Source organism: Akkermansia sp. AE01SA01, from assembly GCF_036417395.1.
Classification (GTDB): Bacteria; Verrucomicrobiota; Verrucomicrobiia; order Verrucomicrobiales; family Akkermansiaceae; genus Akkermansia.
Genome location: NZ_CP143890.1, coordinates 2,327,137 through 2,350,857, shown reverse-complemented (window position 1 = coordinate 2,350,857; position 23,721 = coordinate 2,327,137). Strand labels below are relative to the sequence as shown.

17 protein-coding genes, 4 tRNA genes and 3 rRNA genes are annotated in these 23,721 nt (G+C 53.3%); 18 read left to right on the top strand and 6 right to left on the bottom strand.

Features of this window, described 5'->3' with window-relative positions:
* Positions 1-7: 7 nt before the first annotated feature.
* A complete protein-coding gene (locus tag V3C19_RS09465) occupies positions 8-568 on the bottom strand; it encodes a hypothetical protein (protein ID WP_067571787.1) in 561 nt (186 codons plus the stop codon).
* 621 nt (positions 569-1,189) lie between these two features.
* Here V3C19_RS09465 and V3C19_RS09460 point away from each other — a divergent pair.
* From V3C19_RS09460 to V3C19_RS09405, 12 genes are all read left to right on the top strand, one after another.
* Positions 1,190-2,701, top strand: a 16S ribosomal RNA gene (locus tag V3C19_RS09460).
* 173 nt (positions 2,702-2,874) lie between these two features.
* Positions 2,875-2,950: transfer RNA gene (locus V3C19_RS09455), tRNA-Ala, on the top strand.
* A gap of 83 nt (positions 2,951-3,033) precedes the next feature.
* Positions 3,034-3,110: transfer RNA gene (locus V3C19_RS09450), tRNA-Ile, on the top strand.
* 211 nt (positions 3,111-3,321) lie between these two features.
* Positions 3,322-6,157 (top strand): 23S ribosomal RNA (locus V3C19_RS09445).
* A 233-nt stretch (positions 6,158-6,390) separates the two neighbouring features.
* Positions 6,391-6,506, top strand: a 5S ribosomal RNA gene (rrf, locus tag V3C19_RS09440).
* The 16S, 23S and 5S rRNA genes sit together here with 2 tRNA genes alongside, the layout of an rRNA operon.
* Positions 6,507-6,933: 427 nt before the next feature.
* Complete coding sequence (locus tag V3C19_RS09435) at positions 6,934-7,647, top strand: hypothetical protein (protein ID WP_295934541.1); 714 nt, start codon at positions 6,934-6,936, stop codon at positions 7,645-7,647.
* A 73-nt stretch (positions 7,648-7,720) separates the two neighbouring features.
* Positions 7,721-8,602, top strand: a complete 882-nt coding sequence (gene dapA / locus V3C19_RS09430; RefSeq protein WP_130084803.1) for a 4-hydroxy-tetrahydrodipicolinate synthase — start codon at positions 7,721-7,723, stop codon at positions 8,600-8,602.
* A gap of 12 nt (positions 8,603-8,614) precedes the next feature.
* Positions 8,615-9,355, top strand: a complete 741-nt coding sequence (gene dapB / locus V3C19_RS09425; protein WP_130084802.1) for a 4-hydroxy-tetrahydrodipicolinate reductase — start codon at positions 8,615-8,617, stop codon at positions 9,353-9,355.
* Positions 9,356-9,410: 55 nt separating this feature from the next.
* Positions 9,411-9,920 carry a 2-amino-4-hydroxy-6-hydroxymethyldihydropteridine diphosphokinase gene (folK, locus tag V3C19_RS09420; protein WP_295934543.1) on the top strand — a complete coding sequence of 170 codons (510 nt, stop codon included), beginning with the start codon at positions 9,411-9,413 and terminating at the stop codon, positions 9,918-9,920.
* Positions 9,921-9,940: 20 nt separating this feature from the next.
* The gene (panB, locus tag V3C19_RS09415; protein WP_295934545.1) at positions 9,941-10,729 is read left to right on the top strand and encodes a 3-methyl-2-oxobutanoate hydroxymethyltransferase; all 789 of its coding nucleotides are present in this window, start codon (positions 9,941-9,943) and stop codon (positions 10,727-10,729) included.
* 15 nt (positions 10,730-10,744) lie between these two features.
* Positions 10,745-11,680, top strand: coding sequence for a TIM barrel protein (locus tag V3C19_RS09410; RefSeq protein WP_130084799.1), 936 nt, complete (start codon positions 10,745-10,747; stop codon positions 11,678-11,680).
* Between the two features lie 47 nt (positions 11,681-11,727).
* Positions 11,728-12,597 (top strand): M23 family metallopeptidase, encoded by an 870-nt coding sequence (locus V3C19_RS09405; protein ID WP_161981429.1) that lies wholly within the window; start codon positions 11,728-11,730, stop codon positions 12,595-12,597.
* Between the two features lie 13 nt (positions 12,598-12,610).
* On the opposite strand, the gene V3C19_RS09400 is transcribed toward V3C19_RS09405, so the two are convergent.
* The 3 genes from V3C19_RS09400 to V3C19_RS09390 all read right to left on the bottom strand — a co-directional run bounded on the left by V3C19_RS09400 (position 12,611) and on the right by V3C19_RS09390 (position 15,442).
* Complete coding sequence (locus V3C19_RS09400; protein ID WP_295877113.1) at positions 12,611-13,456, bottom strand: GYF domain-containing protein; 846 nt, start codon at positions 13,454-13,456, stop codon at positions 12,611-12,613.
* A gap of 217 nt (positions 13,457-13,673) precedes the next feature.
* Positions 13,674-14,522, bottom strand: a complete 849-nt coding sequence (locus V3C19_RS09395; RefSeq protein ID WP_295934547.1) for a glycosyltransferase family 8 protein — start codon at positions 14,520-14,522, stop codon at positions 13,674-13,676.
* A 795-nt stretch (positions 14,523-15,317) separates the two neighbouring features.
* A tRNA-Pro gene (locus tag V3C19_RS09390) sits at positions 15,318-15,442 on the bottom strand.
* 147 nt (positions 15,443-15,589) lie between these two features.
* On the opposite strand from V3C19_RS09390, the gene V3C19_RS09385 reads away from it, so the two are divergent.
* Together V3C19_RS09385 and V3C19_RS09380 are read left to right on the top strand one after the other, a co-directional pair.
* Positions 15,590-17,227: a hypothetical protein gene (locus V3C19_RS09385; RefSeq protein WP_295934549.1), complete on the top strand. Its 1,638-nt coding sequence runs from the start codon at positions 15,590-15,592 to the stop codon at positions 17,225-17,227.
* A complete protein-coding gene (locus V3C19_RS09380; RefSeq protein WP_295934551.1) occupies positions 17,227-17,760 on the top strand; it encodes a hypothetical protein in 534 nt (177 codons plus the stop codon). The genes V3C19_RS09385 and V3C19_RS09380 overlap by 1 nt, the downstream gene beginning before the upstream one ends.
* A 408-nt stretch (positions 17,761-18,168) precedes the next feature.
* On the opposite strand, the gene V3C19_RS09375 is transcribed toward V3C19_RS09380, so the two are convergent.
* Positions 18,169-18,245: transfer RNA gene (locus V3C19_RS09375), tRNA-Pro, on the bottom strand.
* A gap of 94 nt (positions 18,246-18,339) precedes the next feature.
* Here V3C19_RS09375 and V3C19_RS09370 point away from each other — a divergent pair.
* A complete protein-coding gene (locus V3C19_RS09370) occupies positions 18,340-18,822 on the top strand; it encodes a GNAT family N-acetyltransferase (RefSeq protein WP_295934553.1) in 483 nt (160 codons plus the stop codon).
* Between the two features lie 302 nt (positions 18,823-19,124).
* On the opposite strand, the gene V3C19_RS09365 is transcribed toward V3C19_RS09370, so the two are convergent.
* Positions 19,125-19,715: a SagB/ThcOx family dehydrogenase gene (locus V3C19_RS09365; protein ID WP_295877090.1), complete on the bottom strand. Its 591-nt coding sequence runs from the start codon at positions 19,713-19,715 to the stop codon at positions 19,125-19,127.
* A 309-nt stretch (positions 19,716-20,024) separates the two neighbouring features.
* On the opposite strand from V3C19_RS09365, the gene V3C19_RS09360 reads away from it, so the two are divergent.
* From V3C19_RS09360 to prfB, 3 genes are all read left to right on the top strand, one after another.
* On the top strand, positions 20,025-21,713 hold the full coding sequence (locus tag V3C19_RS09360) for a 30S ribosomal protein S1 (protein WP_067569117.1): 1,689 nt from the start codon (positions 20,025-20,027) through the stop codon (positions 21,711-21,713).
* Positions 21,714-21,849: 136 nt separating this feature from the next.
* Complete coding sequence (locus V3C19_RS09355) at positions 21,850-22,251, top strand: metal-dependent transcriptional regulator (RefSeq protein ID WP_295877087.1); 402 nt, start codon at positions 21,850-21,852, stop codon at positions 22,249-22,251.
* A 343-nt stretch (positions 22,252-22,594) separates the two neighbouring features.
* Positions 22,595-23,714, top strand: a protein-coding gene (gene prfB / locus V3C19_RS09350) for a peptide chain release factor 2 (protein ID WP_192907219.1) whose coding sequence is annotated in 2 segments (ribosomal slippage) — positions 22,595-22,678 and positions 22,680-23,714 — 1,119 coding nt in all. Because the reading frame shifts where the segments join, the coding sequence is not laid out codon by codon here.
* Positions 23,715-23,721: the final 7 nt, after the last annotated feature.

The window sequence follows — 23,721 nt, the reverse complement described above, 5'->3', positions numbered from 1 at the left end:
CCGTTCCCTAATGCGTTTTTGTCTTTGGCGCCAGCGGGGAAAGCGTGTCCAGAATCACCTGCAAATGTTCGGCACGGGTGGGATTGAACGTCCCGTCGTCTTTCCAGATGATATTGCCGTTGCCGTCCAGCAGGACGATGGCCGTTTCCGCCTTTTTGTGGAGGGAAAGCCTTCTGCGGACAAAAGCCTGGTCGTAATAGGAAATCAGGGAATTGGTCTTCATGTAAAAATCGGGAATATCGCCCAGGGCCTGGGTGAAGGCCGGAACGTCCCCTTCTATGGGAGGAGGCTGGAGAACCAGCAAAATCCTGTATTCCACCGGAGTGGGCGTGTGCTTGTACTGCTTGTGCAGGTCTTCGCAGAAGGGAAGCCATGTTTTCATGCTGTACAGCGCCTCCGGATGAAAGACGGTGAGCATGATATGAAAGCTCTTGGGCATGATGGGCGGCAGGGAAACATTGTCTCCCAGCAGATTCATACCGTTGATATCCGGAAAACGGTAACGTCCGTCCCCGGCATAGGGATGCTCCGGGTCGGGCGTTGGCAAGTGGATTTCCTGATGCTTCATGCGCGATTAGACAAGAAACGGAGGGTGAATGTTCATGCCACGGGCTTTTGAAGAGATGTCAAATTCACCCCCGGCAGTCATTTTGTCAGCTTGCACGCAGGTCAATTGAAAAAACGTTCAAAAAAATCGAAAAATTATTTCATTCATAATCAGTGTATTATGAAAATGTTGACAGGGAGTATGAAAAAATAAGTCAAAATATATTGACAAATGGGTTGGTTTTAGTAGACTTCTCGGCACGCCAACACGGCGGCAGAACGAAAGGCCCACGGCCCTGGGAACCCTGCAGATGGGTTTTGGGAAGGAAGGCTGGCCGTCTGCAGGAAGCTTTTTTAAAGAGAGCGCCGATAAGAAGATTTTCAAGGGAATGACTACCGAAGCCTACGCAGGGCCGTCCTTTGAGCGATGAGAATCGCCGATGGGTAAGCGGTCTGAAGGAGCGACCTAGCTCTGAGAGGGTAGGGTTGGTAGAAGCAAGGGAAGGAAAAAAGGTCGTGACGCGCGCCGTGCTGGAATAAGCGAAGAGGCACGAGGGAGACAAACCCGAGTGAAGAGCTTGCGAAGCATGGCGCAAATGAAATCGAGAGATTCCATTTGGTCCAGCAATTTCAAAAATTATATTTGATGGAGAGTTTGATTCTGGCTCAGAACGAACGCTGGCGGCGTGGATAAGACATGCAAGTCGAACGGGAGAATTGCTAGCTTGCTAATAATTCTCTAGTGGCGCACGGGTGAGTAACACGTGAGTAACCTGCCTCTTAGTGGGGGATAGCCCTGGGAAACCGGGATTAATACCGCATACGATTGAAAGATCAAAGCAGCAATGCGCTAGGAGATGGGCTCGCGGCCTATTAGTTAGTTGGTGAGGTAACGGCTCACCAAGGCGATGACGGGTAGCCGGTCTGAGAGGATGTCCGGCCACACTGGAACTGAGACACGGTCCAGACACCTACGGGTGGCAGCAGTCGAGAATCATTCACAATGGGGGCAACCCTGATGGTGCGACGCCGCGTGGGGGAATGAAGGTCTTCGGATTGTAAACCCCTGTCATGTGGGAGCAAATTAAAAAGATAGTACCACAAGAGGAAGAGACGGCTAACTCTGTGCCAGCAGCCGCGGTAATACAGAGGTCTCAAGCGTTGTTCGGAATCACTGGGCGTAAAGCGTGCGTAGGCTGTTTCGTAAGTCGTGTGTGAAAGGCAGGGGCTCAACCCCTGGATTGCACATGATACTGCGAGACTAGAGTAATGGAGGGGGAACCGGAATTCTCGGTGTAGCAGTGAAATGCGTAGATATCGAGAGGAACACTCGTGGCGAAGGCGGGTTCCTGGACATTAACTGACGCTGAGGCACGAAGGCCAGGGGAGCGAAAGGGATTAGATACCCCTGTAGTCCTGGCAGTAAACGGTGCACGCTTGGTGTGCGGGGAATCGACCCCCTGCGTGCCGGAGCTAACGCGTTAAGCGTGCCGCCTGGGGAGTACGGTCGCAAGATTAAAACTCAAAGAAATTGACGGGGACCCGCACAAGCGGTGGAGTATGTGGCTTAATTCGATGCAACGCGAAGAACCTTACCTGGGCTTGACATGTAATGAACAACATGTGAAAGCATGCGACTCTTCGGAGGCGTTACACAGGTGCTGCATGGCCGTCGTCAGCTCGTGTCGTGAGATGTTTGGTTAAGTCCAGCAACGAGCGCAACCCCTGTTGCCAGTTACCAGCACGTCAAGGTGGGGACTCTGGCGAGACTGCCCAGATCAACTGGGAGGAAGGTGGGGACGACGTCAGGTCAGTATGGCCCTTATGCCCAGGGCTGCACACGTACTACAATGCCCAGTACAGAGGGGGCCGAAGCCGCGAGGCGGAGGAAATCCTGAAAACTGGGCCCAGTTCGGACTGTAGGCTGCAACCCGCCTACACGAAGCCGGAATCGCTAGTAATGGCGCATCAGCTACGGCGCCGTGAATACGTTCCCGGGTCTTGTACACACCGCCCGTCACATCATGGAAGCCGGTCGCACCCGAAGTATCTGAAGCCAACCGCAAGGAGGCAGGGTCCTAAGGTGAGACTGGTAACTGGGATGAAGTCGTAACAAGGTAGCCGTAGGGGAACCTGCGGCTGGATCACCTCCTTTCTATGGAGTAAGTGCAGCATTGACTGCATAGGTCGGTTCTCGTCTTGAGGGATGAGAAAGCGTATCTCGCGAGGGAGCGCAACGAACTAAACAAGATGTGTAAAGCAGGCTCGCCTTTGAGCGGAGCCGGTACGACGTGCGTCACGGCCTTTTTTTCTGAAAGAACCGCAACTGGGGGTATAGCTCAGTTGGTAGAGCGCCAGCTTTGCAAGCTGGATGTCCGGGGTTCGAGTCCCCGTGCCTCCACCAGTTTCGGTAAAGAGGGACAGAAACAAAAGACTTTGGTAACTAATCTTTAGTCTTTGGTAACTGTCTCGCAAGAGACCCAAGCCGGGCCTGTAGCTCAGTTGGTTAGAGCACGCGCTTGATAAGCGCGGGGTCACAGGTTCAAGTCCTGTCAGGCCCACCAAAAAATTGATTATTGGAAGGAAGACGAAAATTGACATCTGCGTGGCAAAGAAAACGATTGCTGAGAAGCAATCGCTTTCCAACAAAGTGGGTAGTTGAAAAACAACTACAATACACAACATAAAACATGCATACCAAGATAAAAAGACAATACAGTAAGTCACGAAAGGGCTTTGTGGTATTGTGGAAGTGGTAACAAGCTTTTGCAATATGATGAAGTAAGTAAGGGCGTACGGTGAATGCCTTGGTGCCAACAGGCGAAGAAGGACGCGGCAAGCTGCGAAAAACCTCGGGAAGCTGCAAGCAAGCGATGATCCGGGGGTATCCGAATGGGGTAACCTGATCGAGGCAATACTCGATCGTTCATACCTGAATACATAGGGTATGAAACGCGAAACCCGCTGAAGTGAAACATCTCAGTAAGCGGAGGAAAAGAAAGAGAAATCGATTCCGTAAGTAGTGGCGAGCGAAAGCGGATGGAGCCCAAACCGAAGGTACTCCTTCGGGGTTGTAGGACCACGACATATTCGACCATACTGGATAGTAGAACAGCCTGGAAAGGCTGGCCATAGAAGGTGAAAGCCCTGTAGACGAAATCCAGAGTGGGAATTAGTGGTATCCTGAGTAATACATCACACGTGGAACGATGTATGAATCCGCGCGGACCACCGCGCAAGGCTAAATACTAGTTGGCGACCGATAGTGAACAAGTACCGCGAGGGAAAGGTGAAAAGAACCGCTGTGAGCGGAGTGAAATAGAACCTGAAACCGTATGTCTACAAAGTGTCAGAGCAGAGCGATCTGCGATGGCGTGCCTTTTGTTTAATGAGTCTGCGAGTCAGTGTTTGTGGCAAGACTAAGGGCTTCCGGCCCGGAGTCGCAGCGAAAGCAAGTCCGAATAGGGCGAATCAAGTCGCAGGTACTGGACCCGAAGCGGAGGTGACCTACCCTTGGCCAGGTTGAAGCATGGGTAAAACCATGTGGAGGACCGAACAGGTGAACGTTGAAAAGTTCTCTGATGAGCTGAGGGTAGGAGTGAAAGGCTAATCAAACCCCGTGATAGCTGGTTCTCTTCGAAATGCATTTAGGTGCAGCGTCACGTGCTGATGCGCGGGGGTAGAGCACTGACAAGGCTAGGGGGCACACCCGCTTACCAAACCTTATCAAACTCCGAATACCGTGCAATGGAACGTGGCAGTGAGACAGTGGGGGATAAGCTTCATTGTCGAGAGGGAAACAACCCAGACCAGCAGCTAAGGTGCCTAAATAACGCTCAGTGGAAAGGATGTGGGATTACACAGACAGTGAGGATGTTGGCTTAGAAGCAGCCACCATTTAAAAAATGCGTAATAGCTTACTCATCGAGTGATCCTGCGCCGAAAATGATTGGCGATCAAGCGTTATACCGAAGCTCTGGACTTTGCCGCAAGGCAGAGTGGTAGAAGAGCGTTGCATGCGCATTGAAGGGTGATGGCGACTGACCCTGGAGCGCATGCAAGTGAGTATGCAGACATGAGTAACGTAAAGCCGGGTGAAATCCCCGGCCGCCGTAAACCCGAGGTTTCCAGGGCAACGTGTTTCGTCCCTGGGTTAGCCGGGACCTAAGCCGAGGCCGAGAGGCGTAGGCGATGGACATCAGGTTAATAATCCTGAGCTCGCGACCCTTAAACTGGGGGGACGCATGAGAAAAGATGACTAGGTTATTGAATTCCGAGTTGAGTCCACGGACTCAGCGCATCATTGGATCGAGTGCCAAGAAAAGCCCCAGCGTATGCTAAGCGACCCGTACCGCAAACCGACACAGGTGGGTGGGTAGAATATACCAAGGCGTAAGAGTGAAACCTGGTTAAGGAACTCGGCAAATTAGCCCCGTAACTTCGGAAGAAGGGGTGCCTGCAGCGATGCAGGCCGCAGAGAAATGGCCCAACCGACTGTTTATCAAAAACACAGCACTCTGCAAAGACGCAAGTCGAAGTATAGGGTGTGACACGTGACCAATGCCGAAAGATTAAGGCAAGGGGTTAGCCGCAAGGCGAAGCTCTAAACCCAAGTCCCGGTGAATGTCGGCCGTAACTATAACGGTCCTAAGGTAGCGAAATTCCTTGTCGGGTAAGTTCCGACCTGCACGAATCGTGAAACGAGTTGGGCACTGTCTCAACCAGGCGCTCAGTGAAATTGTAGTGGCGGTGAAGATGCCGCCTACCCGCAGAAGGACGGAAAGACCCTATAGACCTTAACTGTAAGCTGTCATTGTTTCTTCGGTTTTAATGCTCAGAGTAAGTGGGAGACGCTGAAGATGCCCTTTAGGGGGCATCCGAGTCATCAATGAGACACCACCCTTTGAAACTGGAGGATCTAACCCTGAGCCGTGAATCCGGCCAGAGGACCGTGTCAGCCGGTCAGTTTTACTGGGGCGGTATCCTCCCAAAGAGTAACGGAGGAGCGCGAAGGTGGGCTCAGCCCGGTTGGCAACCGGGTGTCGAGTGCATGGGCATAAGCCCGCCTAACTGTGAGACCAACAAGTCGAGCAGATGCGAAAGCAGGCCCAAGTGATCCGGCGGTAGAAAGTGGAATTGCCGTCGCTCAACGGATAAAAGGTACCTTAGGGATAACAGGCTGATCACGCCCAAGAGTTCATATCGACGGCGTGGTTTGGCACCTCGATGTCGGCTCGTCGCATCCTGGGGCTGGAGAAGGTCCCAAGGGTCCGGCTGTTCGCCGGTTAAAGCGGCACGCGAGCTGGGTTCAGAACGTCGCGAGACAGTTCGGTCCTCTATCCTCTGTGGGCGTTGGAAAATTGAGGGGTTCAGACCTTAGTACGAGAGGACCGGGTCTGACGCACCACTGGTGCATCGGTTGTACTGTCAAGTGCATGGCCGAGTAGCTAAGTGCGGAAGGGATAAGCGCTGAAAGCATCTAAGCGCCAAGCCCATCCCAAGATGAGTTTTCCCTATAGGTTCGTGGAAGACCACCACGTCGATAGGTCGCAGGTGTAAGTGCAGCAATGTATTGAGCCAAGCGATACTAATCACCGATAGACTTCATCATATTACATCACACTCCCAATCGTGAATACAACTTACCAAATGTCCTATTCACCATATGCATGATTTAAACACCACCAGCCACGCAGATGTCAGTTTACGCTGATTCCTTCCCCTCGTAACGAGAGGAAATCTTCTTAGCCACACACACAACAACCCTTAAAAAATCCCCCTCAAAGCCCCCAAGGGCTCCCGGGCAGGCAGGATGAAGATCAATAAAAACTCTTCCCCCTGAAGCCCGGTGGCCAGAGCGCAGTGGTCCCACCCGGTCCCGTTCCGAACCCGGAAGTGAAACGCTGCCGCGCCAATGGTAGTCGGACGATAGGTCCCGCAAGAGTAGGTCGCCGCCGGGATTTTTTACCTCAAGCCCCTGAAGTTTAAACAACTCCAGGGGCTTGATCTTTTCTTGAAAATACAACTAAACTACTATTGAAAAAAAACACTTAAAGAACTCAATGGACGTAATGGATGTAATGGATGTAATGGATGTAATGGACAGAGTGGCCTCAGGAGACTTAAGGAACAAAAATTCAAACATTCTCTGTCTATTATACCCTCTTTGCCCTCTTTGGCCATGAAAGCCATAAGATCCATTACATCCATGAAGTCCATGAAGTCCATGAAATAATTGTAAATCAGATAACCAGCGCTGCATGCAGCATCCTCTTTGCAAGAAAACACCTGACATAATGTTTTCTTAATTCTTTCATTTTCTTTCTTAACGCGTTAGGTAGGTGGTAGATGTTGACGCAGGCCATACCTTCTCCAAAATAGCGGGGTATGAAATCCCATATTATTCAGAAACCTGTTGCCGTCATTTTGGGAAACTTCGGCAATATAGGCTGCCTGGCCGCCAGAGCGTTTGCCTGCCAGGGAACTGCGGTTGCCATGATGCATGAGGCCGGTGAACGGTCTTCCCGGGTGGTTGACTGCCTTTCGGGGGACAATCACTTTGCCATGTCGGGATGTCTAAGCCGTTCTTCCGATCTGGCTTCCTTTGCGGGGCTGGTGCATACCCTGTATGGGCGTGTCGATTATTTGATCAACTGTGAAGATGCTGCAGTTGCAGTCCGGGGACTGCATTGTTCCGCACGCGCTCGCCTGTCCGTTTTGCTGGAGCATGCTTTCGTTTCCGGTGCCGTGATCGTCAATATGGTTTCCTGTTCCGGCAGAAAAATGAAACGGCGGTGGAAGGAAGATGTTTCCCGGATGGAGGATGGCTTGGCCCGGAGAGATGTCAGGATGAACCAGGTGGTGATTCACCGACCTGTTTTTCAGCGTTTCTCCAATGTCCGGCTGGCTTCTTCCGCCTGTGCGGCCGCTTTGTTTCTGTGCGGGAGTGAAGGCAGGCATATTGACCGGGAGTACATTGTCGTCAATGAAAGAAGGGCTGTCCGGAGGCCCGGTGTACGTCCGGAAACGTCCCTTTCTTTTCTCAAGTCCTACCTGGAGTTTTGTTCTGTCTGCTCCCGGACGGTGTTTCTGGATGCCTGACACGCATGCCATATTTCTGTATTCTGTCGTGACAAAAAGTGTCTGTTAGGATAGTATGTTTCCAAGTAAGGTTATGAAGTTTCAAGGTCTTTATACAGCAATTGTGACTCCGTTTGCCGGAGCCCGCGTCGATGAAGAGGCTTTCAGGATGCTTGTGGAAGAGCAGGTGGCCGCCGGCGTTGCCGGGATTGTGGCCGTGGGTACTACGGGAGAATCCCCCACGTTGACTGTGAAAGAGCATTTGAGGGTGATTGAACTGGCTGTGGAATGTGCGGCCGGCCGTATTCAGGTGGTTGCCGGCACGGGAGCCAATTCCACGGCGGAGGCCATCCACATGACGCAGGAGGCGGAAAAGATGGGCGTGGACGGAACGCTTCAGGTATGCCCGTATTACAACAAGCCTTCCCAGGAAGGTGTTTATGCTCATTTCAAGGCCATTGCGGACGCCACAAGGCTGCCGATCATGCTGTACAGCATTCCCGGCCGCTGCGGCATTGAGATTGCCGTGGAAACGGTGGGACGCCTTGCGAAGGATTGCCCGCATATCATTTGCGTGAAGGAAGCCGGCGGAAGTGTTGACCGCGTGAGCCAGCTGATGCAGGTGGTTCCGGAAGATTTTACCATTTTGTGCGGTGATGACGGCCTGACGGTGCCTTTCATGGCCTGCGGGGCCAGCGGTCTTGTTTCCGTTTCTTCCAATTTGATTCCCGGCATCATGAATTCCATCGTGAAAGCGGGCCTGGATAAGAACATGGCGGAGATGCTTTCCCTGCAAAAGACGTTTTACCCGCTCATGAAGGGGATCATGACGCTGGATACCAATCCCGTCCCCATCAAGGCCGCCATGGCGTTAAGAGGGGATATTCAGCCGGGCGTGCGTCTTCCCCTGGTGCCTTTGTCGGAGGAGAAGGCGGCGCAGCTTTCCGCCCTTCTTCAACGTTTTAACATTCTTTAATATCTTACCTTTATGATTTCCATTCTTGTTACAGGCAGTTCAGGCCGCATGGGGCAGGCCGTCCAGGAGGCGGTCACGCAAAATCCGGAAACGTGTGTGGGAGCCACGCATGACCAGGGGCAGGAGCTGTATCCCGCCCTGGCAAAGTGCGATGTGGTCATTGATTTTTCCTATCATGGCTTTACCAGCACTCTGCTGGCGGAGGCTGTGGCCAACAACAAGCCTGTGGTGATTGGAACTACGGGCCATACGGACCTGGAACGGCAGGAGATCATGGATGCTGCCGCTTCCATTCCGATCGTGTTTGCCTCCAATTATTCCGTCGGCGTGAATACCCTGTTCTGGCTGACGCGCAAGGCTGCGCAGATTCTGGGCGGCAGCTGCGACATGGAGGTGATGGAGATGCACCACCGCCACAAGATTGACGCCCCTTCCGGCACGGCCCGTACGCTGGCGGAAATTTTGTCCGGCGCCATTGACCGGAATTACGAAGACAGCGTTGTGTTCGGCCGCAACGGGTTGGTCGGGCCCCGGCCCGACAACGAAATTGGGATGCATTCCCTCCGGGGGGGAGACGTGGTGGGAGACCATACCGTGGTGTTTGCTTCCGACGGAGAACGTCTGGAACTCACGCACAAGGCTTCCAGCCGCATGACATTTGCCTCCGGCGCGGTTCGCGCCGCCCTCTGGCTTCAGGGAAAAGAGCCGGGATTGTATAACATGGAAGACGTCCTAGGCTTGTCAAAATTGTAATTTTGCGGCATTCCGGCCGTTCCTTTACCTGAATTGCCGGAATGCCTTTTTACCTATGAAAAGAGCCGGTATTGCGCTGGGGTCAAACCTCGGAGACAAGAACAGCCTGATTGTGAAGGCCCGGGACCATCTGGCGCAGATGGCCTTGTCCGACGATCCCTTTTTGCAGTCCCCCCTGTACGCGACAAGTCCTTTGGGATGTCCCCACGGCTCCAATGATTACTTGAATGCCGTAGTGGAGTTTACCTGGGCCGGCACGGTGGAGGAACTGCTGGTGCATTGTCAGGGAATAGAACGCGCCTTGGGCCGTGTGCGCTCCGGGATCAGGTGTGAACCCCGCACGGCGGATGTGGACATTATTTACGTGGGCGGTCTGGTGATTAATGATCCTCCCCGGCTGATCCTGCCCCATCCCAGGGCTCATTTGAGAAAGTTTGTACTGAAGCCGCTTTCCGACATCAGGCCGGATCTCGTCCTGCCGCTCCAGAAAAAAACGGTTTCCCGCCTCCTGGCGGAGCTGGAGACGGAGGAGACGGATCCGCTTCCCGTTGCGGAAAAGTGGTAAAAAACATTTTTATTAACGCCATGAATCAATCTGTTGAAAAGGCGGAATGCATCCGCGCCTGCAAGGGCAGGCGGCATGTGACGCTGGTTACCGCTTATGATTATCCCACGGGACGCCTCCTGGATGAGGCCGGTGTGGATGTCGTCCTGGTGGGGGATTCCGTGGGAATGGTTCAGCTGGGCTTCCCGGATACCACCCATGTGACGCTGGACCATATGGTTCACCATGTGGAGGCTACGGCACGCGGCGTAAAAAACGCCCTGCTGGTGGGGGATATGCCCATCCATACTTATGATACGGTGGAGGATGCCGTGCGTACTGCGGGAAAATTGTTCCGGGCCGGGGCAGATGCCGTCAAGCTGGAAGGGGGCGCCGCCCAGGCGGAAAAGATATGCGCCATTGTGAAGGCGGGGATTCCCGTGATGGGCCATATCGGCCTGCTGCCTCAAAAAGTTCTGGAAGAAGGGGGGTACAGGATCAAAGGGAAATCTGCTGCTGAGGCGGACGCCTTGGTGAAGGATGTTCAGGCCGTGGCGGAGGCCGGAGCCTGCTCCGTCGTAGTGGAAGGCGTTACGCCCTCCGTGGCGCGCCGTATTACGGCTCATTCTCCCATTCCTACTTTGGGCATCGGTTCCGGAGCGCATACGTGTGACGGGGATGTGGTGGTTATTCATGACCTGGTGGGGGCGTTTCCGTGGTTTGTCCCGGCCTTTGTGAAGCCCCGCGCCGACGTGGCCGGAAGTATGACGGCGGCGGTGAAGGAGTGGATGAAGGACGTGTACACGGAACCCGGAACTGCGGGCTCCTAGCCCTGGACAATTTTTATGCTGGTTTTTTCTACATGCTGGAATTCCCACCGTCATCAGGACGGGGAGGAGATGATTGATGAGATTCTTTCCCTGGGGTTTGACCATGTGGAACTTTCCCACGGCATCAAGCTTTCTCTTTTGCCGGGCATCATGAGGGCCGTGGAAGCGGGCAAGGTGCGTGTGGCCGGCGTTCACAATTATTTTCCCGCTCCGATTGACGAGGTGGGGGATGCCCCGGACAGCAGGCCGTTTACGGCGGATTTGCCCCAGGTCCGCAGCAAGGCGATTGAACTGACGAAGAAGTCCATTGAACAGGGCGCCTCCCTGGGCGCCGGATATATTGTTTTGCACATGGGGACGGTGGAACCGCTGGTGAAGCGTACGGATACGGCCCGGCTGCAGACCATGGCCAGGGAAGGGCTGGTGGGCACGGAGGAGTTTGCCCGGACCAAGGGGGAATTCGTCAGGCGCCGCAACCGTCTCGCTCCCGTTTATGTGGAGCGTGCCCGCGAGGCCATCCGCCAGTTATTGCCCCATGCCTCGGAGTTCGGAGTGAAACTGGGCATCGAAGGCCGCAGCCATTATGAACAGATTCCCAGTGAGGATGAAATGGCGGACCTGATGCGGGAGTTTGCAGAAGAGAGGTTTGTCGGTTACTGGCATGATTTCGGGCATATTCAGCGGAAGCACAATTTGCTCTTATTGAATCATGAACAATTCATCCACAGTATATCTCCCCATTTGATCGGCGGGCACGTGAACGACGTCAAATGGCCGGCCCGCGATCACCAGGTGCCCTTGATGGGGAGCGGGGTGCCTTTTGAACGCCTTTTGCCTTTTTTCCCCGCAGGCGTGCCGCTTGTCTGGGAACTTTCGGGGAGAGCCGCCGCGGAGGACATCCTGACTGCGCGGGAATTGTGGGAAAGCAGGTTTCCGCAGACGTTGCAGTAACCATCTTGTGATTGTCAATGCGGTGCATTGCATATAGAGTGGGAACAATGATTGACAAGACGACATCCCGCGTCATTCTGGGCCTGCTGGTGACGGCCGGGGTGATGGTTGCAGCGTTTGCCTGGTACAAGGCCCGTGACGCCGCCAGTCCGGATGCGGGCGCGTACAAAAATATTTATGACGTGGATGTTCCGCAGTCCGCTCCCATTCCCGTGGATTACAGACTGATTCTGCTGACTCCCCAGGAACTGGCCAAGGCCCCTCTGGCGGATGTGTTTGTGTCCCCGCTGGGGGATGACAACGGAGCGTTTACGTATTCCGCCCAGGGGTTCGGAGCCATGAATGCCGCGCGCGGCGGCAGGCATACCGGACAGGATTTGAACGGCATTGGTGGAGAGAATACGGATGAGGGGCTTCCGGTGCGTGCCGCGGGACGCGGGCTGCTGATTTATGCCGGGGAACCGTCTCCGGACTGGGGAAACGTCGTGGTTCTGCTGCATCGGCTTCCTGACGGCCGTTTTGTGCAGAGCCTGTATGCTCATCTTAAAACTATCAGCGACATTCCTCTGGGAACCATCGTGGGCCGTGGGGAGCAGATCGGCACTGTGGGCACGGCGCACGGCAATTATCTGGCCCATCTGCATTTTGAAATGATTGAGTCCATCGCCCATGAGGCGGGAATGCCGGGGTATGGCAAGACGACGTTCAACCGGATCAATCCGGACGAGGTGCTGGAAAAGTACGCTCCCGACCCCGCGATGATGATTCCGGACCCCGTGATTGCCCTGAAGGATGTTCAGCAGGCTGCCGGCTGGGAGAAACTGCTGGAAAACCTTTACCGGGACAACAGCATGGAGGCTCTGGACAAGATTCTGCCGAAGGAACAGCAGGAAGGCGCCCTGAAACCCGCTCCGTAACCGGAAAGGCCGTTTACGGAAGTTTGTCTTCCTGCCTGGAGGCCAGTTCCCGCTGCATCCTGCTGATTTGGAGAACGGATATCAGCCACAGGATGCTGGCCGCGGTTATCAGGGAACCGATCAGGAAGAAGGCCACCAGATAATGTTCCACTCCGAAAGGGAAAAGCAGGGACAGCGTGAGGGCGGTCGCCGCGGTTAAGTACAGCCGCACGGCCAGGGAGGGGGATTGCAGCATCCATTCTTCCGGATTTTTTGAGGCTCTATACAGTTCCTGGATGATCAGGGCATTGAGCACCATGCCAACGAGAGGCATGCAGCTGAGGATAACGCTGGCCAGGGGAGTGAACCGCAACCCTGAAACGCGGAATTGCTGTACGTTGGCGCAGGCCCGGTAAAGCCAGACCAGCTGGACGGCCAGGGAGGGGATGCACAAAAGGCTGAACAGGAAAATGAGGGGAAGCACGTAGGAGGGAAGCTGATCTACGACCTGCCGGAGAGTGGTTTGAACCTCCGCATAGTCCACGATATGATGGAAACAGACAATCCACAGGGTCCACAGTGAGCAGGCCAGAAGAATGAAACAGGCCGGAAAGGCTAATCTGGAGAACTCGAAGAGGGAGTACCGCAAACGGTACGTGGGGGGCGGAGGGGAGATATCCGGATCTTCCTTCCGGTAGGGGAGGTTTTCCGGCTCTTTTTTCGGCAAAACCTGCCCGACTGGCTGCCATCCGTCCATGCCCGGCTTCCAGGTGAGCGTTTTCGAGTCAATGACGCCCTGGCCCAGAAATTCCCGGACTTCGTATTCAGAATAGGACCTCGGCTGTGAATCGCCGGGAAGCTTCAGGAAGTATTCACTCATCGCCCGCATGTTAAGAGAAGAAAGGCCGCGGGAGCAATGTGAAATTGAGGGATGACTGATAAAATGCCGTTTGCCGGAAGTGGTTTTTTCTGGACTATCGTTACTATGGCGCAACGGAATTTCTAGTGCCGGAGGCGGCATGGATACTGTTTTGATGAGGGGAGATTCCCGATTGATCCGAGAAGGATGAATGGATGCTTTTTCCCATGAAGGGGTATCAAAAGCAGTGATTGATGGAATCCCTGAATTTCTTTTCGCAGTCCTTCCAGAGAAAATCAAGGGTATGAACGCCATGGTTCCACGGTTTGGAACTTCCCGGATAATGGACGATGGCATAGTTTTTTTCCGCCGTCATGCGTTCCATTTCTTGCCGGATTTCCGGAGAGGCCAGGTGCTTGGGATAGTTTTCATAGTAAAAGTTGTATTTTTGGGGAAGACGGAAGAATTGGCCGCGCGCTGAAATGTTCAGGGCATCCTGATCGTCACACCTGAACCGGTGTTTCATGGACAGAGTTGCCGCATGGAAAAAGAGGTGGTTGTTTTTCAGGAGGGGGATATTCATCAAAAGGACCCCGGCATTGAAGTAGTCATATGTTGAGACGGGAAAACCGAAGTTATTCAGAGATGCCCAAAATGGATCCCCGTGGAAGTAGGGGATTTCCACGGCTCCAAGATCAAGGCCTTTCATGTCCATCTCAAACAGAGGGCTTAAATCCTGGCAGACAATGGTATCGGAATCCAGGTAAAGGACTCTTTCTTCTGATGCCATCTGAGGAATAAGTAGCCGGGCATATGTTGTTGATGTGAGTCTGTTTTCTCCTGTATGATTGCCAACCAGCTTTCCGGATAATTCACTTTCCAGCAGACGGTATGTCACCGTTGCCCCGGGAAAGGAAGATACGGCTTTTTCCAACACCTGCCTGTTTTTTTCCTTTAGAGGCTTATAACTCAGGATGTTTAAATGGGCCTTGTCCTCTTCTCTTTTATGCAGAAGAAGGGAAAAGACGGAGATGGAGGTCTGATAAAAGTACCGCTCATCCGTACACCAATAGATATTCAATTTCATGTGGTTGGAAGGTTATGGGAGATGCTAGAAAGGACATAGAGATTGGCAATGAAAAACTTCCGTATTTTTACAACAGTTTAAGCGTGCGTTTTTTTATTAAAAATAGATGCCATTCCATTTCTTGACTGAATGGTGAAGCGGCAGTATTTTTTAAGCATGGAGTTGTTTTTGCTTTATGATGTTAAGTGCTGCTTGATAATTCCCCCATTTAACAATCCTATTGCAATAGCGAACAGACCGGGTAACAAGCCTGAACGATGCTACTGCTCATGTTATTGAATTGGCGGAAGCTCATGAATAGAACAACGTGTCCAGGGAAGTGATGTGTCTTAAGTTGTTTCCAGGAGAAGAATACAGACTTGATATTCGTTTCAATATTCGCCCATTTTTTTAAATTGAGGGAATGATAAACTGAAGAACTGGAAGCGCTTTCCTGCAACTGGCATGGAGCAGTCTGTTTCCATCGAGTTCCGGAAACAACCGTGTCTGTACTTTTATGAAAAAACTTTTTCTTCCTCCCAAGTCAACGTGGAAAAATGAATTAACCGCCCTCATAAAACAAAACGTGAGCGGATTTTTTGCGGGAGAAGGAGCTTATTCTCTATTCCTGGATTCTGGATATCGTGAAGTTTCCCCGGTCCGTATTGATTTTGGACTCCATGGAATTAAAAGATTTGTGGGGGCCACGGCATTTGTTTTCAAGAGTTCCGTCTGCTCATTCCATGACCATTTTGCAGCCTGTTTTGTAAAAATGAGTCACAACAAAATAGCCGCCCGGAGGCGGCTATTAAAAAGTGGTCGAGCTGACAGGATTCGAACCTGCGACCTCTTCGTCCCGAACGAAGAGAATTCAGTTTTTGGCTATTGATAGTCAATGGTTGTGTTCTTGTACCCCTTTCATACCCTTTATTTTCCGCTTGATTATCGTGTCGTTTTAACCTTCCCCTACGTGGCGAATGTGGGGTGAACTACGCGTTAAACGTGTTGATATGTTCAATGGAACATCGGCAGGATACTAGAAGACTGATGGTTCAGTCTTTCCAAAAAATAAACAGCAAACAATAGTAATGAATAATTACATACCAATCAACAAGGCAGTTAATCCCGTCTGCATTTATCAAGGGTATGAGCCTCTTATCAGCAAGACGCTCGGTGTTGATGAAATGATATATGGCTTTGACGGAACTCCTTCGGATTATGCCACCTGTGCCGGAGCTCCCGAAATGTTCATCAAGGTGGAACATGACGGCTTGTATTATTTCGGTGTAGAAGCCGACGATGAGGGGTACCTCAGCCTTGCAGGAGAACTTCTCTGCGGGAAAAAAGGAGATCCGCCCAATGGGAAATTGTCTCTGGAAACGGGTTCAAGATATCTGAAAGCCGGGTATTACAAGGTTTCTTTGATATACAGCAATCACGCTTACAAGCCCGTCAGCAACAATGCCGTTGCATTCAACGTTACCATGGATACCAAACCTATTATGGAAGGGAAGTACCAGGGAAACTCCACCATGAACCGTGAATTTTCAGCATCTCCCAAAATCAAGCTTTGGACGATTGAACGGGAGGCTTCCATTACATGTGAACCTTCTCAACAAGTCGAAATCCAATGGGACCACCCGGAATTCACGATTGACAACAGTCTGAATAGAAGTGAAACAACGGGCACGCCTCCAAATTTCTATGTTACCGTCTGCAAGGATGAGGCCGCCAATGTATGGAGGTTGCGCCTTCAGCTCGTTACTTGTGGTTCCAAGATTTCTCTGAAAACTGACTCTTACAGAGATGCTTTGGCCAACCCTCCCGTTTCAGAGGCTGAGGCCATCGAAGCGGTTGACTGCATGAACGGCTATCAATCTCGTGCGGGAGTGTGGAAGTGGCATACTCAGGCCGCCTCGCTCGCGCACGAACAACACCACCGCCGGCAATGGGAAGATGCTTACAAATACTACTGGAAGGAATTAAAAATACAGGAAGAATTGGAAAAGCAGAGTGTTTCCTGCACTGAAAAGCCGGAGATGGATGACGCCATAGAAGCTATGAATAAGGCTGTCCAAACGTGGAAAGATATTTTACGGCTCGAAGTTAAAGATTATGTGATGCGTTTGCCGGACGGCGCCAACGACCGCCCCTATTGTGCCGGACAACAAGTCCTGAATAATGCTACCCTTCAGGTTATAGAACAGGCGTTAACCAATGGATGGAATGTTTCTGCGGATATTACTCAACCCGGCACGATTGAGCCTCCTTGCTTCCTGCCGCCGGTCAACGAAGGGAAAACACGGAGCAGGGCAGTTGCGGAGGAATCAACATCCCTGAAGCTCTCCATTGCTGACACATCCAGGTTCATGCAGGGAGAAATTACAGTCTGTTTCCGCAACGAGGGAAGTCTGCCTGTCCGGATTCTGGACGAAATCGACGACGAAACGTCCGATTTCTTCTTCATGACGATTCTGGGAACCGAACGGGGAGACGTTCGTGTTCTTGATCGTAAGATGGGAACAATGACGTTTCATCGTGCATTGAACTACCGGGAGCTTGCACCCGGAGAGGAATACCATGTGACAATTCCGGTTTGTCTGGATAACGTCGAGTTGGAAGACTGGAAACAATGTTCTTGTGAACTGGAAACGCGCTACTATAATCAGCAGGGTAAGAATTGTTTCCTGGGGACTCTCCGGGCGGCGACTAAACTCGTGCTGTAATGAAAAAAATCTTCCAGATTTTAGGACTTCTGGCCAGCCTGTCCCTCCATGATCCCGCATGGGGGGACAAGGCCGACAACGGAGTTGAATGTTCCGTGGTGATGGAAAAGACCTCGTTTGATCCAAGAGCCGCTTTTCCGGACTTCAAGCTGGTGTTTGCCAACAAGGGAGAAAAAGTTGTGCGTCTTTTCGACGACTTCTATCCTCTCAAGGAACGCGGGCCGAATATCATCATCAAGATTTGGAGTCAGGGAAACGGCAAGAAGGGAGAAAGGCCAACGGCATGGTATCTTCCCTCCTATCAAATGGAACGTGTTGCGGATCTTATGCGCTTTATTACCTTGAACCCCGGAGAGAAGCATGAAGTGCCCGTCAAGGATGCGTACCTGCTGCTGACCTATTTACAACCTCTGGCCAGCGGAAAAATATACGAACTGGAAGTACGTTTCCGGGACGAATATGGAGATCCGGGTGCCCGGAGGGAGTATGTGGGGAAAAAGGATTTTATCGTCATTGATCAAACCCCCAGGTGAATTTGAAAAATTACGGCAGCCCCGTTCGTGAAATATGAGCGGAGCTTTTTCATGGGAAGAGAGGTCATTCTCCAACCTTGGGGTTTTGGATGTGGCAGAGCGCTCCTGTGTCGGTATTGATTTTGGATTTCACAAAGTTGAGGACTTTGGCTCCAAGGGCGTTTTTCCCTCTGAATTTGTAAATGGCTTTAACGTCTATCCTTTCAGGCTAAACTTTTAGAATTTGGCTTATGTGATATTGTCCTCTTGCAGGAGGGTAAATTCCATCAACAGGGCGTTATTGATTCACCCCAGTAGACGGTCTGCACCTTCGTTTAGGCTATGGGGGAATAGGAATTTTGAGGTGTAAAATTGCTTGATGTTCAATTTTTAGGGCACAAAAAAGCCGCCCGGAGGCGGCTATTAAATTGGTCGAGCTGACAGGATTCGAACCTGCGACCTCTTCGTCCCGAACGAAGCGCGCTACCAGCCTGCGCTACAGCTCGTTGATGTGGTGCGGCGCAGTCTAAGGGCGGAAAGGCGGTTTGTCCAGTTTTTTTTGTTCGCGGCGGAACTTAATTGTGCTACGGTTCAGGGGCTATGATGGATATGCTGGTGCGGCTGTATGATTTGCCCGATATTGATGATGAAGTGCAGGTCTTGAAGGAGCGGGGCATCCTGATACGGCGCCCCGGCGCTTATGAACGGCATCTGGTTGCGGATTGGGTGGGGCGCCATTTTTCCCCCAAGTGGGTGAGTGAGACGAAGACGGCTTTTGCACGGCAGCCCATTTCCTGCTTTATTGCTACGAGGGAGAAGCAAATGATTGGGTTTGCCTGTTACGACGTGACGGCCCGGGGTTTCCTGGGGCCGATGGGCGTCGGGGAAGAGGCCGGGAAGAGCGGTGTGGGGCGGGTGTTGCTGGTTTCCGCCCTGCGCGGTTTGAGGGACATGGGGCACGCGTATGGGATTATCGGCGGTGTGGGGCCTGCCGACTTTTATGCCCGGACGGTGGGCGCTGTTCCCATTGAAGGGAGTTCCCCCGGCATTTACGTGGATATTTTGCCGGAACCGCAGGCGTGAGGTTTTGATCTGCGCATCGTTTACGTTTTGTTTTTTTGAATGGCTTCGGAATCGCCCGCCATCCGGAAAGGAAAAAGAAAGGTGCGGGGATCGGGTGGAAGAGTGGAGGCGTTTCCATCAGGTTGAAAGCAGGGGTAGGGAACGGATTCAGGAGAATCCTGCACCGGAGGGCGTTGGGCCGGCCCGGAGGGAGTAGAAATATGCATCATGTGCATAAAAAACACCCCGCCATTTTTATTTGCGGGGTGTCTGGCTGAGTGCCGGGAGGGCATTCCATGTGCACGCCTTTTGGGAATAGGCTGTTATTTGTCCTGTTTGTAGCCTACCGGGTGGCAGAGCATGACGGTTTGCGGGGCTTTGAGTTTCAGCGCCGCTTGCAGAGCGTTCTTGTCCATGCTGCCTTTCGGGTAGGTTGCCAGGCCCGTGCCGGAGCAGAAGAGGGAGATGTTCTGGGAGACGATTCCCGCATCCATCGCCGCCCAGGGTTCGGCCGTGTCCGTTACCAGGATGAGGCAGACGGGCGCATCGGCCGGCCGGGCGTCTCCATCGCTGACGGGAACCAGGGCATGCGCCTTGTGGTCGTACAGATAGGAGGCGTCCTTGGTGCATACATAGATTTTGACGTCCTGCCGGTTCATGGCGGATGGAGCCGTGCGCTTTCCGGAGTCGGCCCGGTTGATGCCGTTGGCCGCCCAGACGAGGTCGGAGAGGTCTTTCTGAGAGAGCATTTTATCCGAACAGCTGCGGATGGATTGCCTGTCCGACAGGGCTTTCATGACTGTGGAGCCGCGCGTCAGGTCCGGCTGGTCCAGTTTGATGGTTTCCGCCGCCTGGAGCAAGGCGGTTCCGGCCAGTCCCAGGGAAACAATAAGAGGAAGGAGGTGTTTTTTCATGTTACGGAAGTGCAGGGGTTATGGTACGGAGGGGAAGGGACCCCCATTGCGGAAATTTAACATGGGAACGTGCCCTCTCAAGGCTTTTCTGCGCCCTGTTTTTCAGGAGCGTTTCCACAGGGGAGAGAACGGGGCGGGAAAGTCTTCATGCCAGCGGAGAGTTTTTTCAAGAAAAGCCTTGAGTTTTTATGGAGAACTGCTATTGAAAGCGACCGATTTTTCGCCCGGCGGGGGAAGGCGCCCCGATTGCCCGCCGGCCAACCAGGGGCTATGAGAAAAATCGCCAATACTAACTCATCAACCATTTAAATGAGCACAACTGAACTGGCGGAGCTGATTGACAGCAAGTTCCGCGAATTACGAGAAGGTTCCATCGTTACCGGAACCATCCAGGAAATCCGTCCCCAAGTCGTTTTGGTGGACATCGGCTACAAGTCCGAAGGCGCTATTTCCATTTCCGAGTTTGAAGACGAGGAGATCGAAGTAGGGGACCAGATCGAGGTCCTTCTGGAACGCCTCGAAAACGACGAAGGTATCGTCGTCCTTTCCAAGGAAAAGGCCGCCCATAAGCAGAATTGGGACAAGATCGTGGGCGTGTACCGCGACGGCGGCCTGGTCAAGGGCAAAGTGAAGAGCGTCGTCAAGGGCGGCCTGATGGTCAACGTTGGCGTGGAAGCCTTCCTGCCCGGTTCCCAGGTGGATATCATTCCCCCGCGCGACCTGAACGAGTATGTCGGCAAGGTTTACGAGTTCAAGATCGTCAAGGTGAACGACGACCGCAAGAATATCGTTCTTTCCCGCCGCGAGGTGATCGAAGCCGAACGCGCCGACCAGCGCCAGCGCTTCCTTGAAACCGTCAAGGAAGGCGACAAGGTGGAAGGCCTCGTGAAGAATATCACGGACTTCGGCGCTTTCGTGGACCTCCGCGGCATGGACGGCCTGCTCCACATTACGGACATGAGCTGGGGCCGCGTGAACCATCCGAGCGAAATGCTCCACATCGGCCAGTCCCTGGAAGTCGTGATTCTGGAAGTGGACCGCGACAAGGAACGCGTTTCCCTGGGTCTGAAGCAGATGACGGACAATCCCTGGGCGGACATCGAACGCAAGTACCCGATCAATTCCCAGGTCAAAGGCCGCGTGACCAAGCTCCTGCCGTACGGCGCCTTCGTGGAGCTGGAAAAAGGCGTGGAAGGTCTTGTTCACGTTTCCGAACTGTCCTGGGTCAAGAGAATCACCCGTCCGAGCGACGTACTGAAGCTGGACCAGGAGATCGAAGCCGTTGTGCTTTCCATTTCCGTCAAGGAACAGAAGATCTCCCTCGGCGTCCGTCAGCTGGAAGACAATCCCTGGGCGGATATCGAATCCCGCTTCCCGATCGGCACCGTTATCAAGGGCCAGGTCCGCAACCTTACTCCCTACGGCGCCTTTGTGGGCCTGGAAGAAGGCATCGACGGCATGATCCACGTGTCCGACATGAGCTGGACCCGCAAGATCAACCACCCCTCCGAAGTGCTCAAGAAGGGCGACGAAGTGGAAGCCATCGTTCTGGAAATCAAGAAGGAAGACCAGCGCGTCTCCCTTGGCATCAAGCAGCTTGAGTCCGATCCGTGGGAATCCATCAACGACCGCTTCAAGGTGGGCGACATGGTGAGCGGCCAGGTGGCCAAGATCGCCAGCTTCGGCGCCTTTGTGAATCTGGACGGCGACATCGACGGCCTGATCCACATTTCCCAGCTGAGCGAAGACCATGTGGAACGCGTGAAGGACGTGATCAAGGTGGGTGATGAAATCACCGCCCGCGTGATCAAGGTGGACAGCATCGAACGCCGTATCGGCCTTTCCATCAAGGCCGTCAATTACGACACCGAACAGCTCCGCCGTGAAACCGCTTCCTTTGAAGCCCTTCGCCCGAGCAGCGACATGGTCGGTCTGGAACACGCCTTCAATCTGGCTACCCGTGAAAACGAAGAATGGAGCCCCTCTGAAGAGAAATAAGCTTCACTTCGTTTTACACTGATTGATTTGGCCGCCGCGGATGTTCTGTCCGCGGCGGTTTTTTTTCTAATTCTAAATAAGGCTGGAAAAAATCTTGAGTTAGTTCCGCCTAAGGGGTTAACTGATTTCTCACACCATGCTGGAACTTACCAAGAGCAATGAAGATTACCTGGAGGCCATCGGCCTGCTGTCTGAAAAGAACGGCACAGCCCAGGTGCGGGATATTGCGGAAATGCTCAAGGTGAAGATGCCTTCCGTGACTTCCGCCGTGAAGCAGCTGGCGGACATAGGCCTGGTGGAATACACGCAGTATGCCCCCGTCAAGCTGACTCCGCAGGGGCGCAGAATCGCGGGCAAGATCATCGTCAGCCACGGCATTTTGTTTGATTTCCTGCGTGAAGAACTCGCCCTGTCGGAGGAACGGGCCAATGAGGTTGCCTGCCAGATTGAGCACATCATGACTTTTGAGGAGATTGAACGGCTCAAGTCCTGCCGTATTCGCCCGTTTGCGGACGGTGTGGAAAACGGAGGCAGATAGGGTGTCTTGATCCGGGGGTGGAACTGCAAGGTTCGCGTCCTTGTAAAGGAGACTGGGAATTCCGTTTTTGTGGAGGGCGATTCCTGTTTTCCACGGCGGGATTTTACGAGTTACGGAAGGCGAGTAAGAAAAATTTTCTTCTTCCGGGTTTCAGGGGAGTTTTTTCGCCATGAAAGTCGGGAGCTTTTCCGTTCCGGGTTCCGGGAGTGCGGGAATGGAAGGAAGTATTGGAGGGGCAGGGCTGGTTCCTGTGTGGCCATTTGCCGGCTCATGGCGCGGGATGACTTGAAGGCACGGCATTTTGCCCTTTTCCGCTTGTCTGATTCATGGTAGGTTCCCGCGCATGGATCCCCATATCGCTGCAGATCTCTCGGCGCTCGACACGGCTGCTTTGCACAGCCGTCTTTCCGAGCTCGGGAGCTATCTTTGACCTGGACGGCATACAAAAACGAGTAGCCGAGTTGGACGAACGCATGAGCGCCCCGGATTTTTGGGATGACCAGAACGCCGCGCGGGCGCTGATGGCGGAAGTGAATCCCCTGAAGCACAGGATGGAGGCGTTTTCCTCCCTGAAGTCGCGCCTGGAAGATATAGACGCCACGATTGAACTGGCCCAGGAGGCGGACGACGACGACCTGGGACGTGAGGCTGTGGAAGAGTTCGGAAAATGGGAGAAGTCCCTGGCCGATTTTGAGCTGCTGACCCTGCTGAATTCTCCGCAGGACCAGGCTTCCTGTTATTTGACGATTCATGCCGGAGCCGGCGGCACGGAGGCCTGCGACTGGGCATCCATGCTGCTGCGCATGTATATGCGCTGGTGCGAACGCCGCGGCTTTACGGTGACTTATCTGGAAAGTACGGACGGCGACGATGCCGGCATCCGTTCCGTGACCGTGAAGGTGGACGGGGAGTATGCCTACGGTTATTTGAAGAACGAGCGCGGCATTCACCGCCTGGTGCGCATTTCTCCCTTTGATTCCGCCGGAAAGAGGCACACTTCCTTTGCGTCCCTGGACGCTACTCCGGAGGTTTCCGATTCCATCAACATTGAGATTCTGGACAAGGATTTGAAGGTGGATACCTACCGTTCCGGCGGCAAGGGCGGCCAGAACGTGAACAAGGTGGAAACCGCCGTGCGCATCACGCACATTCCTTCCGGAGTGATCGTGGCCTGCCAGAACGAACGCAGCCAGCTGCGCAACAAGGAAGAGGCCATGAATATGCTGCGCGCCAAGCTGTACCAGATTGAGGAAGACAAGAAGCAGGCTGAGGCGGACCGTCAGTACAGTGAGAAGGGGGACATCGGCTGGGGCAACCAGATCCGGTCCTATGTCTTCCAGCCTTACCAGATGGTGAAGGACCTGCGCACGGGCGTGGAGTCCGGCAACATTCAGGACGTGATGGACGGCAACCTGGACCCCTTTATTGAGGCCATGCTGCGCGGCCACAAGCGCGACCGCTGACATTTTC